General features: G+C 70.7%; 16 protein-coding genes and 1 pseudogene. 11 read left to right on the top strand and 6 right to left on the bottom strand.

Translation table 11 applies throughout. The annotated features are described in order from the left end of the window. Positions 1–44: 44 nt before the first annotated feature. Genes ACIOEW_RS28290 through ACIOEW_RS28275 form a run of 4 tightly spaced genes read right to left on the bottom strand, consistent with a single transcriptional unit; the run spans position 45 to position 3,503 of the window. The gene (locus tag ACIOEW_RS28290) at positions 45–1,112 is read right to left on the bottom strand and encodes an NAD(P)H-dependent flavin oxidoreductase (protein WP_401966944.1); all 1,068 of its coding nucleotides are present in this window, start codon (positions 1,110–1,112) and stop codon (positions 45–47) included. Next, positions 1,109–1,888, bottom strand: coding sequence for a CoA-transferase subunit beta (locus tag ACIOEW_RS28285; RefSeq protein ID WP_401966942.1), 780 nt, complete (start codon positions 1,886–1,888; stop codon positions 1,109–1,111). Before ACIOEW_RS28285 ends, ACIOEW_RS28290 begins: the two co-directional genes overlap by 4 nt. After that, entirely contained in the window at positions 1,885–2,733 is an 849-nt protein-coding gene (locus ACIOEW_RS28280) for a CoA transferase subunit A (RefSeq protein WP_401967080.1), read from the bottom strand. The genes ACIOEW_RS28285 and ACIOEW_RS28280 overlap by 4 nt, the downstream gene beginning before the upstream one ends. 14 nt (positions 2,734–2,747) lie before the next feature. Next, on the bottom strand, positions 2,748–3,503 hold the full coding sequence (locus ACIOEW_RS28275) for an enoyl-CoA hydratase family protein (protein WP_362547685.1): 756 nt from the start codon (positions 3,501–3,503) through the stop codon (positions 2,748–2,750). A gap of 199 nt (positions 3,504–3,702) precedes the next feature. Between ACIOEW_RS28275 and ACIOEW_RS28270 the strand changes: the two genes are divergently transcribed. From ACIOEW_RS28270 to ACIOEW_RS28225, 10 genes and pseudogenes are all read left to right on the top strand, one after another. Continuing rightward, a complete protein-coding gene (locus tag ACIOEW_RS28270) occupies positions 3,703–4,623 on the top strand; it encodes an SDR family oxidoreductase (RefSeq protein ID WP_401966939.1) in 921 nt (306 codons plus the stop codon). Positions 4,624–4,642: 19 nt separating this feature from the next. After that, positions 4,643–4,783, top strand: coding sequence for a hypothetical protein (locus tag ACIOEW_RS28265; RefSeq protein WP_401966936.1), 141 nt, complete (start codon positions 4,643–4,645; stop codon positions 4,781–4,783). Positions 4,784–4,789: 6 nt separating this feature from the next. Continuing rightward, a pseudogene (locus tag ACIOEW_RS28260) lies at positions 4,790–5,022 on the top strand (alcohol dehydrogenase catalytic domain-containing protein); the annotation flags it as partial. Between the two features lie 153 nt (positions 5,023–5,175). Next, the gene (locus ACIOEW_RS28255) at positions 5,176–6,027 is read left to right on the top strand and encodes a HipA family kinase (protein ID WP_401966934.1); all 852 of its coding nucleotides are present in this window, start codon (positions 5,176–5,178) and stop codon (positions 6,025–6,027) included. Then, positions 6,024–6,407 carry a DUF3037 domain-containing protein gene (locus ACIOEW_RS28250; protein WP_362547699.1) on the top strand — a complete coding sequence of 128 codons (384 nt, stop codon included), beginning with the start codon at positions 6,024–6,026 and terminating at the stop codon, positions 6,405–6,407. The genes ACIOEW_RS28255 and ACIOEW_RS28250 overlap by 4 nt, the downstream gene beginning before the upstream one ends. A gap of 216 nt (positions 6,408–6,623) precedes the next feature. Further along, the gene (gene fabG, locus ACIOEW_RS28245) at positions 6,624–7,385 is read left to right on the top strand and encodes a 3-oxoacyl-ACP reductase FabG (protein WP_266776196.1); all 762 of its coding nucleotides are present in this window, start codon (positions 6,624–6,626) and stop codon (positions 7,383–7,385) included. Positions 7,386–7,405: 20 nt separating this feature from the next. Then, positions 7,406–8,161 carry an SDR family oxidoreductase gene (locus ACIOEW_RS28240; protein WP_266776194.1) on the top strand — a complete coding sequence of 252 codons (756 nt, stop codon included), beginning with the start codon at positions 7,406–7,408 and terminating at the stop codon, positions 8,159–8,161. 118 nt (positions 8,162–8,279) lie between these two features. Continuing rightward, on the top strand, positions 8,280–9,860 hold the full coding sequence (locus ACIOEW_RS28235; RefSeq protein WP_362547702.1) for an ABC transporter substrate-binding protein: 1,581 nt from the start codon (positions 8,280–8,282) through the stop codon (positions 9,858–9,860). Between the two features lie 123 nt (positions 9,861–9,983). Next, positions 9,984–10,667 (top strand): uracil-DNA glycosylase, encoded by a 684-nt coding sequence (locus ACIOEW_RS28230; RefSeq protein ID WP_385276954.1) that lies wholly within the window; start codon positions 9,984–9,986, stop codon positions 10,665–10,667. 164 nt (positions 10,668–10,831) lie between these two features. Then, positions 10,832–11,317: a hypothetical protein gene (locus tag ACIOEW_RS28225; RefSeq protein WP_401966931.1), complete on the top strand. Its 486-nt coding sequence runs from the start codon at positions 10,832–10,834 to the stop codon at positions 11,315–11,317. A gap of 98 nt (positions 11,318–11,415) precedes the next feature. Here the strand turns inward: ACIOEW_RS28225 and ACIOEW_RS28220 are convergent, their stop codons facing one another. Both ACIOEW_RS28220 and ACIOEW_RS28215 read right to left on the bottom strand, forming a co-directional pair. Beyond that, positions 11,416–11,859, bottom strand: coding sequence for a hypothetical protein (locus ACIOEW_RS28220; RefSeq protein ID WP_401966928.1), 444 nt, complete (start codon positions 11,857–11,859; stop codon positions 11,416–11,418). A gap of 129 nt (positions 11,860–11,988) precedes the next feature. Next, positions 11,989–12,672 (bottom strand): TetR family transcriptional regulator, encoded by a 684-nt coding sequence (locus tag ACIOEW_RS28215; protein WP_362547710.1) that lies wholly within the window; start codon positions 12,670–12,672, stop codon positions 11,989–11,991. A 106-nt stretch (positions 12,673–12,778) separates the two neighbouring features. Here ACIOEW_RS28215 and ACIOEW_RS28210 point away from each other — a divergent pair, with 106 nt between their 5' ends. After that, positions 12,779–14,023 carry an FAD-dependent monooxygenase gene (locus tag ACIOEW_RS28210; protein WP_401966925.1) on the top strand — a complete coding sequence of 415 codons (1,245 nt, stop codon included), beginning with the start codon at positions 12,779–12,781 and terminating at the stop codon, positions 14,021–14,023. The last annotated feature ends 9 nt before the right edge of the window (positions 14,024–14,032 follow it).

Below are 14,032 nucleotides of genomic sequence, written 5' to 3'. Positions count from 1 at the left end.
GCCCGAGCATCCGGACCGTCCCTCGCCCGCCCGCCGCCACAGCGTCAGCCCGCGCCCGGCAGGGACTTCAGTGCCGTCCGTGCCTCGTCCATGATCCGCTCGACCAGCTCCGAACAGGACGGCAGGTCCTCGATCAGGCCCGCCACCTGCCCCGAGGCCATCACCCCGATGTCGGTACGCCCCTCGACCAGCGAGGCCTTCAGCAGCATCGGCGTGTTGGCGGCCAGCAGCACCTGGCTCCAGGTCAGTTCCCTGCCGTGTTTCATCGCCAGTCCGTCGCGGACCAACTGGGGCCAGCTCGCACCCGACTCCTTCCGGAAGGCCGAGGCGTGCCGCAGAGCCCGCAGCAGCGAGGTGGCGCGGCCGGAGCGCTCCAGCGAGTCGACCATGGCGGTACGCAACATACGGTGCGGCAGGCCGTCCACCTGGGTGGTGACCGTGACGTCCTTGACGGTGGCGGCCAGGTACTTCGCCTTCACCGCGTCGGGGACGGTGCTGTCGGAGGTGAGCAGGAAGCGGGTGCCCATCCCGATGCCGGCCGCCCCGTACGCGAGCGCGGCGACCAGTCCGCGGCCGTCGTGGAAGCCGCCCGCCGCGATCACCGGGATGCCGACGGCGTCCACCACCTGGGGGAGCAGCACGGTGGTGGCCACGTCGCCCGTGTGGCCGCCGCCCTCACCGCCCTGCACCATCACCGCGTCCGCTCCCCACGCGGCGACCTTCTCCGCGTGCCGGCGGGCGCCGATGGACGGGATGACGACGACGCCGGCGTCCTTGAGCCGGGCGATCAGGTCCTTGGAGGGGGCGAGGGCGAAGGACGCCACCCGCACCCCTTCGTCGATGATGATCCGGACCCGCTCGCCCGCGTCGCCCGCATCCGCCCGCAGATTGACGCCGAACGGTGCGTCCGTACGGGACTTCACCTCGCGGACCGCCGCGCGGAGCTGCTCGACCGTCATCGTCGCGGAGGCCAGGATGCCGAGCGCCCCCGCGTTGGCGGAGGCCGACACGAGCCGGGGGCCGGCCACCCATCCCATCCCGGTCTGCACGATCGGGTACCGCACCCCGGTCAGCTCGGTGAGCGCGGTCGGGAACGGTACCGGCCCGGTCATGCCGGGACCTCGCGCTCGCGCAGCCCCTTGGGGTCGATGACCTCACGGATCAGCCGGAGTTCGGCCTCCGTGGGCTCCCGGGTGAACGGCACCTCGTCGGGAACGGTGAGGGTGAACCCGGTGGCCGCGGTGACCTGTTCGAGGCTCACGCCGGGGTGCAGGGAGCGCAGCCGCATCGTGCGGTCGGGGGTCTCGAAGTCGAAGACACCGAGATTGCTGACGACTTCGGGGATGCGGTGGTAGCGGGTCGCGGAAGGGCCGGCCGCCGCCGCGCGGTCGTAGCCGACTCCGCTGACCATGTCGACATGCTCGACGAACACGCGCGCCGAGTGCTTGGGGACCCAGTAACTGGTGGGGTTGTTCAGGGTGTTGACCGGGGCGCCGCGCACCCCGAGCAGCTGGCGCGTGGGCCGGGCCCAGTCGCCGATGCAGGAGATGTTCTGGTTGCCGTGCCGGTCGATCTGGCTGGCGCCCATCATCACGTGCCGGCGGCCGGTGGCCGTGAGCGTCAGGTGCTGGCGGAACGGCAGCCATCCCTCGATGCTCCCCGGCTTCACCCCCACTGCCGGGGTGTCGGCCATCATCAGCGCCTCCCCGTCGGTCAGCAGCAGTTCGGGGGAGAAGGTCAGCCTCGCCAGGCGCGCGCCGATGGCGGGAACGGTGCCCATGGGGCTGGCGAGGATCTCGCCCGCGTCCCGCCAGGCCTCGGCGCAGGCCACCACGCAGTATTCGGCGCGGCTCGCCGCCTGGATGCCGGTGGTCTCGGTGCCGCTCATGCTTCCTCCTGGTGGAACGCGGTGATGGCGGCCTGGTAGGCGGCCTCGTCACCGGACAGGAACCGTTCGACGAAGGCGGGCCAGGCCTCGGGGTCGCGGGCGGCCCGGACATAGGCACGCTGGAAGGCCTCGTCCCGGTCGTGGTCGGGCACACAGGAGGTGAAGTGCGCGCCGTTCGGTGTCTCGACGACCCCGTCCACGAACATCCGCTTGATCAGCAGCGTCTGCGGCCCGTGCTCCTTCAGCAGGTCCGCTGTCTCCACGATCCGCTCGCAGGAGACGAATCCCTGGTCTGCCGCCTCGCAGAAGAGGTCGTCGAAGTACGGGTCGGGGCCCAGGTACTGGCCGTTGCCCTGCGCGTCGGAACGGTTGAGGTGGACCAGGGCCGCGTCCAGTCGCAGCGCCGGGGCCGCGACCAGTTTCTCCCCGTCCTCGTACGGCGAAGTGACCGTACGCAGTGCGGGGTTGACCTCCATCAGGTCCGAGCCCAGACCTGCGCGCACCGGCATGAACGGCAGCCGCTGTGCGCCGGCCGTCAGGCCCCACATCATCATCGCCTCGTCCATCTCGACCATCTCGAAGGCGCCGCGCTGGCGGGCCGCCGTGAAGTGCGGCTCCAGCGGTATCGAGTCGAGCGTTCCGAAGGCCGCGACCAGCTTGCGGATCTTTCCCGCCGCCGCGAGCAGGCCCACGTCGGGGCCGCCGTACGACACCACGGTCAGGTCGGTGATGTCCGAGCGCAGCAGCGCCCGCACGAGGGCCATCGGCTTGCGGCGCGACCCCCATCCGCCGATGCCGACCGTCATGCCGCTCTCCAGCCGGCCGACGACGTCGTCGGCCGTCATCGTCTTGTCCTGTGTCACGTCTGCTGCTCCTTGTCCGTGCCGAAGGTGTCGCGCACACGGTCGGCGACGCCACTGAGGTTGGCCTCGAAGGTGAAGCCCTGCTCGAAGCGGTAACTGCGGCGTACGTCGACGGGGTCGATGCCGTTGATGGCGGCCTTGGCCAGCCGGATCAGATAGCCGTCCTTCGCGGCGATCTCCCCGGCCAGTTCCAGGGCGGCCCCGGTGAGTCGCTCGCGCGGCACGACGCTGAACACCGAGCCGTGCCGGTGCAGTTCCCCGGCCGAGACGGTGCGTGAGGTGTAGTACAGGGTCCGCATCAGGTGCTGCGGGACCAGCCGGGCCAGGTGGGTGGCCGCGCCGAGCGCGCCGCGGTCGAGCTCCGGCAGGCCGAAGGAGGCGTCGTCGGCGGCCACGATCACGTCCGCGTTGCCCACCAGGCCGATGCCGCCGCCCAGGCAGAAGCCGTGCACGGCGGCGACGACCGGGACCTCGCACTCGTAGACCGCGGCGAACGCCTCGAAGCAGCCCCGGTTGGCACCGATCAGCGCCTCGGGTCCGTCGGCGCGCTGCATCTCCTTGATGTCCACGCCCGCGTTGAAGCCGCGCCCCTCGGCCGTGAGCACCACGCAGCGGATGTCCGGATCGGCCCCGGCGGCGCGTACCGCTGCGGCCAGGTCGTACCAGCCCTGTACGGGCAGGGCGTTGACCGGGGGGTAGTCCACGGTGACGACGGCGATGCCCTCGTGTGGGACGGAGGTGGAGACACCCATGAGCAGATCAGCTACCTTTCCACCAAACGTTTGTTAGGCCCAAAAGGTAGCAGCGATACGGACGCCGCGGGAGGGTGTCATGCCACTCAGCGGTACCCGGCGCCCCTGTTCCCCGCGCATCGCGCGTCGTATGCCGCACGTCGTATGCCGCACGTCGTACGTCGCCCATTGCCTCTCGCCCATCGAAAGGACACTCGTCATGACCTCACCGACCGCCCTGTGTGCCGGACGCGTCGCCGTCGTCACCGGCGCCGGCCGTGGACTCGGCCGCGCACATGCCCTGGCCCTCGCCGCCGAGGGTGCGAAAGTCGTCGTCAACGACCTGGGTGTGGGGCTCGACGGCTCCGGCTCGGGCGCCGGGCCGGCCCAGCAGGTCGTGAAGGAGATCTGCGCGGCCGGGGGCGAGGCCGTCGCCCACAACGGTGACATCGCCACCTCCGAGGGCGCGGCCTCACTCGTCGCCACCGCACTCGACTCCTTCGGCCGGCTCGACACCCTCGTCAACAACGCCGGATTCCTCCGCGACAGGATGCTCGTCAACCTGGACGAGGACGACTGGGACGCCGTGATGCGTGTCCACCTCAAGGGGCACTTCCTGCCGCTCAAACACGCGGCGGCGCACTGGCGTGCCGAGGCGAAGGCCGGCCGGACGCCCGAGGCCCGGGTCGTCAACACCAGCTCCGGGGCCGGGCTGCTGGGCAGCGTCGGACAGGGCAACTACGCGGCCGCCAAGGCCGGCATCGTCGGCCTGACCCTGGTGGCCGCCGCCGAGATGGGCCGCTACGGGGTCCAGGTCAACGCGATCGCCCCGGCCGCCCGGACCCGGATGACCGAGGCGACCTTCGCCGAGACGATGGCGGCCCCGGGCGAGGGAGCCTTCGACGCGATGGCCCCGGAGAACGTCTCGCCGCTCGTCGTCTGGCTGGGCTCCGCCGCATGCGCCGGGGTGAGCGGCCGGGTCTTCGAGACCGAGGCGGGACGGATCACCGTGATGGAGGGCTGGCGCCCCGGCCCCACCGCCGACAAGGGCGCCCGCTGGACCCCGGCCGAGGCAGGAGCGGCGGTCACCGGTCTGCTGGCTGCGGCCGAGACACCGCAGCCGGTGTACGGCGCATCCTGACACGCCGCGGCACGGGGTGGTGATCAGCTGTCACCACCCCGTGCGGGCCTACCGGGACGCCCACCTCCTGGAGGACGCCCGGCAGATCCGCGCCGCCGTGAAGCTGCCGATGATCCTGCTCGGCGGTCCAGGCAGGCGAGGCCGTGTGGCGGGTGAGTAGCGCGAGGGCGCCCCGATGGGCCATGAGTTCGTCGGAGTGGTGGAAGAGACCGGCTCCGAGGTCTCCACGGTGGCGAAGGGCGATCTGGTGATCGTGCCGTTCGTCTGGCCGGACGGCATGTGCGAGTTCTGCCGCGCGAGGGCCTGCAGACCTCCTGCGTGCACGGTGGCTTCTGGGCGGCGAACGGTATCGGCGGCGGTCGGGCCGAAGCGGTACGTGTGCCGCTGGCTGACGGAACGGCCCCGCCGATGTCCGCCGGGACACCGAGCCGGCCCAGCGGGGAGCGGGTCGCCGGCCGGAACTCCCCAGGGCTGACCGGGGTGATTCCCAGGCTCCACGGACCTGACTTCGGGCCGTGGATCTCAGGAATCCGAGCCGTATAGCCTGGCGAAATGCTGACAGAAGTCACCGCGACCCGCTATGTGACGCCCCTGCGTGAGGGCGGCTCGCTCCCCGGGATCGTCGAGGCCGACGACCTGGGTACGTACGTCATGAAATTCACCGGCGCCGGACAGGGCCGCAAGACGCTCGTCGCGGAGGTGATCTGCGGGCAGCTCGGGCGTCGGCTCGGCCTGCGTGTCCCCGATCTCGTGCAGATCCAGCTGGACCCGGTCATCGGTCTCGCCGAGCCCGACCAGGAAGTGCAGGAGCTCCTCAAGGCCAGCGGGGGGCTGAACCTCGGGATGGACTTTCTCCCCGGGTCCCTCGGCTTCGACTCGCTCGCCTACCAGGTGGACCCGCGGGAGGCCGGACGTGTTGTCTGGTTCGACGCGCTGATCAACAACGTCGACCGTTCCTGGCGCAATCCGAACATGCTCATCTGGCACGGCGACCTGTGGCTCATCGACCACGGCGCCACCATGATCTGGCACCACAACTGGCCGGGTGTCCAGACGTCCGTGGCCAAGCCGTACAACGCCTCCGACCACGCGCTGGCGCCGTTCGGGCCCGACATCGCGTCGGCTGCCGCCGAGCTCGCTCCGCTGGTCACCGAGGAACTGCTCACCGAGGTCGCGGCCGACGTCCCCGACGAGTGGCTGGTGGACGAACCGGGCTTCGAGTCGACGGACCGGCTGCGCCGCGCCTATGTGGAGGCGCTGCTGCCGCGCGCCGCCACCATTCACGAGCGGATCACCCTGGACGCGCCGACCGCGTCCAAGCCCTCCCAGGCTCCGGGCTGGCTCACCGAGCGCCTCGCCCCGCGCCATGACAACGAGAACAGCGACAAGGGCGGCCGGCCGTGAGCAAGCGCGATGTCTTCGAGTACGCACTCCTGCGCGTGGTGCCACGGGTCCAGCGCGGCGAGTTCTTCAATGCCGGGGTGGTGGTCTACTGCCGCGCCAAGGGGTTCGTCGCCGCCCGCACCGAACTCGACGAGGGCAAGCTCCGGGCCCTGGACCCCGGCGCCGACGTGACCGGGGTGCGGGCCGCCCTGTACGCCGTCGAAGGCGTCTGCCGCGGCGGTACGGACGCGGGCCAGGCGGCCGGTGACGATGCGGGGCGTCGCTTCCGCTGGCTCATCGCGCCGCGCTCGACCGTCATCCAGCCGAGCCCGGTGCACAGTGGCCTCACCACCGACCCCGCCGCCGAGGTCGAACGGCTGCTCGACCTGTTGGTCCGCTGACGGCATCCCCTTCCGGCGCCGCCCCGCACGGTTGGAGGCGGCGCCGTCCGGTGTGACATGCGCCGCTGCGTCCGTGGGCCGTTGACACCGGGTGCCAGGGCTTCTAGCGTCTCGTCTGCTGAAGGTACTAAGCGGTTGCTCAGTTATCGGGGGCGTTCTCGCGGGAATGCGCCTGACGTCCGCTGAGCCGCGATCCAAGGGCGAGGAGAGCCAAGCATGTCCACCACCGAGCAGCGCGTAGCCATCGTGACGGGAGCCGCACGGGGCATTGGTGCCGCCACCGCGGTACGTCTGGCGGCCGAGGGCCGCGCCGTCGCCGTACTCGACCTCGACGAGGCGGCCTGCAAGGACACCGTCGAGAAGATCACCGCCGCAGGCGGCAAGGCCCTCGCCGTCGGCTGCGACGTGTCGGACAGTGCCCAGGTGGAGGCCGCCGTCGCACGGGTCGCCGCCGAGCTCGGTGCCCCGACGATCCTCGTCAACAACGCGGGCGTACTCCGCGACAACCTGCTCTTCAAGATGAGCGAGTCCGACTGGGACATCGTGATGAACGTGCACCTCAAGGGCGCGTTCCTGATGGCCAAGGCCGTCCAGAAGCACATGGTGGACGCCAAGTTCGGCCGGATCGTCTCGCTGTCCTCCTCCTCGGCCCTCGGCAACCGCGGCCAGGCCAACTACGCCGCGGTCAAGGCGGGTCTGCAGGGCTTCACCAAGACCCTCGCCAAGGAGCTCGGCAAGTTCGGCATCACCGCCAACGCCGTCGCGCCCGGCTTCATCGTCACCGAGATGACCGCACAGACCGCGGAGCGCGTCGGCATGGGCTTCGAGGAGTTCCAGGCAGCCGCCGCCACCCAGATCCCGGTGCAGCGCGTCGGCTTCCCCGAGGACATCGCCAACGCCATCGCCTTCTTCTCGGGTGACGACGCGGGCTTCGTCTCCGGCCAGGTCATGTACGTCGCCGGCGGACCGCTCAACTGACCCGAAGGGTTACGGACATCATGACTGTGCAGGACAGTGGCAAGGTCGCGCTGATCACCGGCGCGAGCCGCGGCATCGGATACGGCATCGCGGAGGCACTCGTCGCCCGCGGCGACCGGGTGTGCATCACCGGACGCGGCGAGGACGCGCTGAAGGAGGCCGTCGAGGCGCTCGGTTCCGACCGGGTCATCGCCGTCGCGGGCAAGGCGCACGACGAGGCGCACCAGGCGGCGGCCGTCGAGCGCACGATGGAAGCGTTCGGCCGGGTCGACTTCCTGGTCAACAACGCCGGCACGAACCCGGTCTTCGGGCCGATCGCCGAGCTCGACCTCAACGTGGCCCGCAAGGTCTTCGAGACGAACGTGATCTCGGCGCTCGGCTTCGCCCAGCAGACCTGGAAGGCCTGGCAGAAGGAGAACGGCGGGGCGATCGTCAACATCGCCTCCGTCGCGGGTGTCTCCGCCTCGCCCTTCATCGGCGCGTACGGCATGAGCAAGGCGGCCATGGTCAACCTGACCCTGCAGCTGGCGCACGAGTTCGCGCCGGTCGTCCGGGTCAATTCGATCGCACCCGCGGTCGTGAAGACAAGGTTCGCGCAGGCGCTGTACGAGGGCCGTGAGGCGGAGGCGGCCGCCGCCTACCCGCTGGGCCGGCTCGGCGTTCCGGAGGACATCGGCGGGGCCGCTGCCTTCCTCACATCGAGCCAGTCCGACTGGATCACCGGGCAGACTCTGGTCGTCGACGGCGGGATTTTCCTTAATGCCGGCGTCGGCTGAGATCGGCCTGGGCCGGTTTGGCCCTGATTGACTCAAGTGCCCCGTCGGGCCAGCGGATTGACCCGGCGGGGCACTGCGGTATGGTCTGCCGACCCATGGCTGATCGAGGAGCGTGCACGTGTTCTACCGGGCCAGTCTGCAGGCCGCTGCAGCCCTTGCTTCCCTGTCGTTGCTGGCCGGCTGCGGTCTGCTCCCCGGCGGCGGTTCGGACGTGGAGCAGAAGCTGGCGGTCGGGACCACCAGCTCACCGTCCACACTCGACCCCGCCGCGGCATGGGACAGCTCCTGGGAGCTGATGCGCAACGTGTTCCAGACCCTGGTGAGTTTCCCCACCGGCAGTACGAGCCCCGAGCCCGATGCCGCGGACAACTGCAGGTTCACCGACAACACCAGCACCGCCTACCGCTGTGAGCTCCGCAAAGGGCTGAAGTTCTCCAACGGGGACGCGCTCGACGCCGAGGCCGTGAAGTACTCCATCGACCGGATCAGGTCCATCGCGGTCAAGGGCGGCCCGGTCGGAATGCTCGGCTCGCTCGACCGGGTGGAGACCAAGGGCGACGATGTCGTCATCTTCCATCTGACCAAGCCCGACGCCACCTTCCCGTTCGTGCTGGCAACCCCCGCCATGTCGCTGGTCGCGCCCAGCGCGTACTCGAAGCACAAGATCCGCGACGACGGCAAGGTGACCGGTTCCGGCCCCTACCTGCTGGACGCGTACAAGCCGGGGGACCGCTCCGAGCTGGTGAGGAACCCCGACTACAAGGGCTTCGCCGACCGCAAGAACGACGCGGTGACCATCCGGTACTTCAAGGAGTCCGCCGAGCTGGTGCCGGCCCTCAAGAAGGGCGAGATCGACGCCACCTACCGCGGGCTGTCCGCCGAGGAGGTCGTCGCCCTCGAGGACAACACGGACAAGAACAGCGACCTCCAGATCGTCGAGAACGTCGGCGCCGACATCCGCTTCCTGGTCTTCAATCCGAAGGACCCGGCCGCCGGGAAGCCGGCCGTCCGGCGCGCGATAGCGCAGCTCGTGGACCGTGATGCGCTGGTGGCCAAGGTCTACCAGGGCACGGCGGAGCCGCTCTACTCCATGGTCCCCAAGGGCATCGCGGCGCACACGACCAGCTTCTTCGACAGGTTCGGTGACCCGGACAGGAAGAAGGCGAAGAAGATCCTCACGGACGCGGGCATCACCAAGCCGGTCGCGATGACGTTCTGGTTCACGACCGACCGCTACGGATCGTCGACGGCACCCGAGTTCGCCGAGCTCAAGCGCCAGCTGGAGGCTTCCGGGCTGTTCAGGATCACTCTGAAGAGCAAGCCCTGGACGACCTTCCAGGAGGGCTTCACCAAGGGTGATTTCCCCGTCTTCGGCCGAGGCTGGTTCCCGGACTTCCCGGACCCGGACAACTTCATCGCCCCCTTCGTGGGCAAGGACAGCGTCACCGGCATGCCCTACGTGAAGGACGAGATCACGAAGGAGCTGCTGCCCCAGTCCCGCAAGGAGAGCGACCGCGGCGCGGTCAGCAAGCAGTTCGAACGGGCCCAGGAGATCCTGGTCGACGACGTCCGGGTGCTGCCGCTGTGGCAGGGCAAGCTCTATGTCGCGGCGGGCGAGGACATCGGGGGCGGCGAGCGCGCACTGGACCCGCAGACGGTCATGCAGATGTGGGAGCTTTACCGCAAGGCCAACTGGTAGCGGGCCCGCGGGGGGCCCGGCGGCCGGGCCGCCCGGCCCCCGGAAGGCTCCCCGGAGTCCGTTGTCAGTGGCTCCCGGTAGGTTCTGAGGTCAAGAACCAATTGCTTACCGGAGGTTGTTGACGTGACCGACACCTACCCGCTGCCCGAGTCCTGGCGCGGCGTCCTCGGCGAGGAGCTCGAGAGCCCCTACTTCAGGGAGCTCACCGAATTCGTCGAGAAGGAGCGGGCCGACGGTCCGGTCTATCCGCCCCGGGAGCAGGTGTTCGCGGCTCTGGAAGCGACTCCGTACGACAAGGTGAAGGTCCTGGTCCTCGGCCAGGACCCGTACCACGGCGAGGGCCAGGGGCACGGCCTGTGCTTCTCCGTGCGGCCGGGGGTGAAGACGCCGCCCTCCCTGCGCAACATCTACAAGGAGATGAAGGAGGAGCTCGGCCTTCCGGTCCCGGACAACGGGTATCTGATGCCGTGGGCCGAGCAGGGAGTGCTCCTTCTCAACGCGGTGCTGACGGTGCGCGCGGGCGAGGCCAACTCCCACAAGGGCAAGGGCTGGGAGAAGGTCACCGACGCCGTGATCCGCGCCGTCGCCGCACGGCCCGACCCGGCGGTCTTCGTGCTCTGGGGCAACTATGCGCAGAAGAAGCTTCCGCTGATCGACGAGGAGCGCCACGTGGTGGTGAAGGGTGCGCACCCCTCGCCGCTCTCGGCGAAGAAGTTCTTCGGCTCGCGCCCGTTCACCCAGATCAACGAGGCCGTCGCGGCGCAGGGGCACCGGCCCATCGACTGGCGCATCCCCGACCTGGGCTGAGGGCGCGCCCGAGCCTGAGTGCGAATGTCCGCCACGGCGACTAGCGTCGAACTGGCCGTAACCGGATAAATCTGACAGAAACAGCAAGAATCCGTCAGGAATCGTTCGGAGCAGTTCGAAAACGATCGGCCGGGCGTGGGTGGACAGGTGCGAGGGAGACCGCGGTGACGGAGCAGCAGGAGGCGTCGCAGGACGTCGTCATGACCAGAATCGGCCAGGCGATCATGTTGCTCCACGGCGGTGACCGTGAGGAGGCACGCAACCGCTTCGGCGCGCTCTGGGCTGAGATCGGCGAGAGCGGTGACGCGGTGCACCGGTGCACCCTCGCGCACTACATGGCCGACACCCAGGACGACCCCGGTGACGAACTGGCCTGGGACCTGCGCGCCCTCTCCGCCGCGCAGACGCTGACGGGGGAGCGCGCGGGGCAGCACCCGGACGCGCTCGCGGTGCGCGCCTTCTATCCCTCGCTGCACCTCAACCTCGCCGCGGACTATGTGAAGCTCCAGCGTCCCACCGCCGCCCGGATCCATCTGGACCGGGCCCGGGAGGCTTCGGGCGTCCTCGCGGACGACGGTATGGACGACGGGTACGGGGGAGGCGTCCGGGCAGCCATCGGCCGGCTGGAGCGACGGCTGCGGGAGTTCTGACCGCCATCCGTCAACGAGTGCTGCCTGCACGCGGGGGAGGCCGCGGTCCGGTGGTCCGCCCGGGCGGACCACCGGACTCCTCGTGCGGGTCCGCCGTATCAGCGGCCGTAGGTGCCGTCGCAGATCCGCGACTGAGGGCTGCCCGCGGGCCAGTGTCCGTACCCCCGGCCGAGCGCGCATACGTCAGCCCCGGTGACGGGTGCGGGCAATGCGGGGGCGGGCGGAGCGGCCCGGCGTGGCTCGGGACGGGCGGCCGGGCCGGGGCGGTGCTGCTGCGGGAGCCGCGGGCCTTCGAGCCGGGCCGGCGGGGGCGGCGCCGGGGCTGCCCGGTGGGAGGCCGAAGGTGAGAGCTTCGGGTCCGGCAGCGCTTCCAGCGTGTCGCGCGCCGGGGGCTGGGCGATCTGCGGGGCCAGGTCCTGCGCCGGCCGACTGCTCTCCGGGCGTGTCGGTGCGCTTGGCTGCGGTTGCACGGACACACACCCGGACAGGGCCGTGACGGCCACGCCGACCAGGAGTTTCACGGTGGTTCTGGTTCGATGCACCTGATCAACTCTGGGGTGCGAACCGGCCGTCGGGTGAGTCGGCAAGCCCGGATTGCCCCGCACGAGTGACCCGGTCAGCGTGGTGCTCCGCTTGCAGCCGATCGGTGGCGGCTCGCACGGCGGTGGGTGTCAGCGGCTGCCCAGCATCCCGCGCAACAGCTCGCCGAAACCGGTGCGCAGCTCCGCCTCGGTCGGGACGGAGCGGTGGTAGGCGCCCGCCGCGCACGAGAACATCAGCCCCTCGCACCAAGCCACCAGGGACAGGGCGTGCCGTTCCGGCTCCGGGGATCCGGCGGCCGTCATCAGGGCCTCCAGCGGTTCGCGGAACTGCCGGCCCGTCGCGTCGTAGAACGCACGAAGTTCCGGCCGGCGGGTGGCCTCCAGGGCGAGCTCGTACCGGCAGATGAGCAGGTCCGGATGGCGGGTCAGGTAGCGGTGGAGGGTCAGCGCGAGTCCGGCGACCAGGGCGTCGGGGCCGGGGAGCGCGGCCGGTCCGGACGAGTCGCCCGGGGCGGCGGGCCCGGAGACGGGCCCCGGTGCGGATCCCGCGGCCCCGCCCGGTCCCGCTCCCGGTGTCGGGAGCTCGCCCAGGGCGAGTACCCGTGCTTCGCGTTCGGCGAGCCTTCGCACCGTCGCCTCCAGCAGGGACTGCCGGGTGCGGGCGTAATTGGACGTCGACCCCTGCGAGAGGCCGGCGCGCTCGTCCACGGCGCGGTGGGTCAGCCCTCGCATGCCGCGTTCGGCGAGGAGTGCGAGTGCGGCGTCGGCGATGAGTGCGGCCCGGGAAGGACCGGCGGCGGTGCGTGTGGCCATGGGACCAACCTACCGGCGACACTACATCTGTAGTGCGACGGCACTACGGATGTAGTAACTTGCTTCTGTCACTACAGGTGTAGTTCCTGAGATGTGAGGAGGAGCCATGGACACTCCGCGCGCAGTCGTCATCGGCAGCGGAATCGGTGGTCTCACGGCAGCGGTGGCGCTGCACCGTTCCGGCTGGCAGGTCACGGTCCTGGAGCGGGCCCGTTCCCTGGAGCCCGTCGGTGCAGGCATCGGCCTCGCCCCCAACGCCCAGCGCGCGCTCGACGTCATCGGGCTCGGCGACGAGATCAGGTCCCTGGCGGCCTGGCAGGGCGAGGGCGGCATGCGCAGCCCGGACGGCCGCTGGCTCTCCCGGACTGACAGCGCCGCTGCCGTCGAGCGGTTCGGCGGCCCGCTCGTCCTGGTACACCGGGCCACCCTCATCGACCGCATCGCCGCCGGGCTGCCCGCATCAGCCATCCGCACCAACTGCCCCGCCTACCTCGTGGACCCGGGCGTAGCAGGAGGCAGGCGCGCCATGATCCGGACACCGGGCGGGACGATCGAGGCCGACCTCGTCGTCGGCGCCGACGGCATCCACTCCGCCGTACGTGCCGCCCTCTTCCCGGACCACACCGGACCGTCCTACGCCGGATTCACCACCTGGCGCGTCGTCGTCCCCGCCCCCTCCGAGCCCTTCGCCCCGCACGAGACATGGGGCCGCGGCGCCCTCTGGGGGACCCAGCCCCTCAAGGACGGCCGCATCTACGCATACGCCGCGGCCACTGCCCCGGCAGGGGAACGCGCCGATGACGAACGGGCGGAACTGCTGCGCCGTTTCGGTGGCTGGCACGCCCCTGTTCCGGAGATCATCGCCGCCGCCCGGCCCGAGGGCGTCCTGCGCAATGACGTGTACCAGATGACCGAACCGCTGCCCGCCTTCCACCGCGGCCGCACCGTCCTCCTGGGGGACTCCGCCCACGCGATGGCACCCACCCTGGGCCAGGGCGGCAACCAGGCCATCGAGGACGGGATCGTGCTCGCCCACCACATGGCACCGGGCGGGGACCTCGGTGCGGGACTGGCCGGGTACACCGCCGACCGGCTGCCGCGGACCACCGCGGTCGTCCGCAAGGCCGCACAGGTCACCCGGCTGATGCGGCTGACCTCCGCACCTGCCGTCGCCGTACGGGACTTCGTGATGTCCACGGTCTCCCGGTTCGGGCCAGGGCTCGTCCTGCGCACGTTCGACGGCATCGCCGACTGGCGGCCGCCGCAGCACACGTATGCTGCCCGGACGAAGGACGCGCCGGCCAGGCCGCGGTCGACCCCCACGGAGGAGGACCGCGACGTGCGGCGCTGAACAGCGAGA

It is taken from the genome of Streptomyces sp. NPDC087901 (assembly GCF_044742205.1).
In the GTDB taxonomy this organism is placed as follows: Bacteria; Actinomycetota; Actinomycetes; order Streptomycetales; family Streptomycetaceae; genus Streptomyces.
Note: the sequence above shows the minus strand (reverse complement) of the source record. Positions and strands in the feature narration are given on the sequence as shown.

Coding starts and splice junctions, on each gene's coding strand:
- ACIOEW_RS28290 (WP_401966944.1), bottom strand. CDS start 1,112: ATGACCGGGCCGGTACCGTTCCCGACCGCGCTCACCGAGCTGACCGGG.
- ACIOEW_RS28285 (WP_401966942.1), bottom strand. CDS start 1,888: ATGAGCGGCACCGAGACCACCGGCATCCAGGCGGCGAGCCGCGCCGAA.
- ACIOEW_RS28280 (WP_401967080.1), bottom strand. CDS start 2,733: ATGACGGCCGACGACGTCGTCGGCCGGCTGGAGAGCGGCATGACGGTC.
- ACIOEW_RS28275 (WP_362547685.1), bottom strand. CDS start 3,503: ATGGGTGTCTCCACCTCCGTCCCACACGAGGGCATCGCCGTCGTCACC.
- ACIOEW_RS28270 (WP_401966939.1), top strand. CDS start 3,703: ATGACCTCACCGACCGCCCTGTGTGCCGGACGCGTCGCCGTCGTCACC.
- ACIOEW_RS28255 (WP_401966934.1), top strand. CDS start 5,176: ATGCTGACAGAAGTCACCGCGACCCGCTATGTGACGCCCCTGCGTGAG.
- fabG (WP_266776196.1), top strand. CDS start 6,624: ATGTCCACCACCGAGCAGCGCGTAGCCATCGTGACGGGAGCCGCACGG.
- ACIOEW_RS28240 (WP_266776194.1), top strand. CDS start 7,406: ATGACTGTGCAGGACAGTGGCAAGGTCGCGCTGATCACCGGCGCGAGC.
- ACIOEW_RS28215 (WP_362547710.1), bottom strand. CDS start 12,672: ATGGCCACACGCACCGCCGCCGGTCCTTCCCGGGCCGCACTCATCGCC.
- ACIOEW_RS28210 (WP_401966925.1), top strand. CDS start 12,779: ATGGACACTCCGCGCGCAGTCGTCATCGGCAGCGGAATCGGTGGTCTC.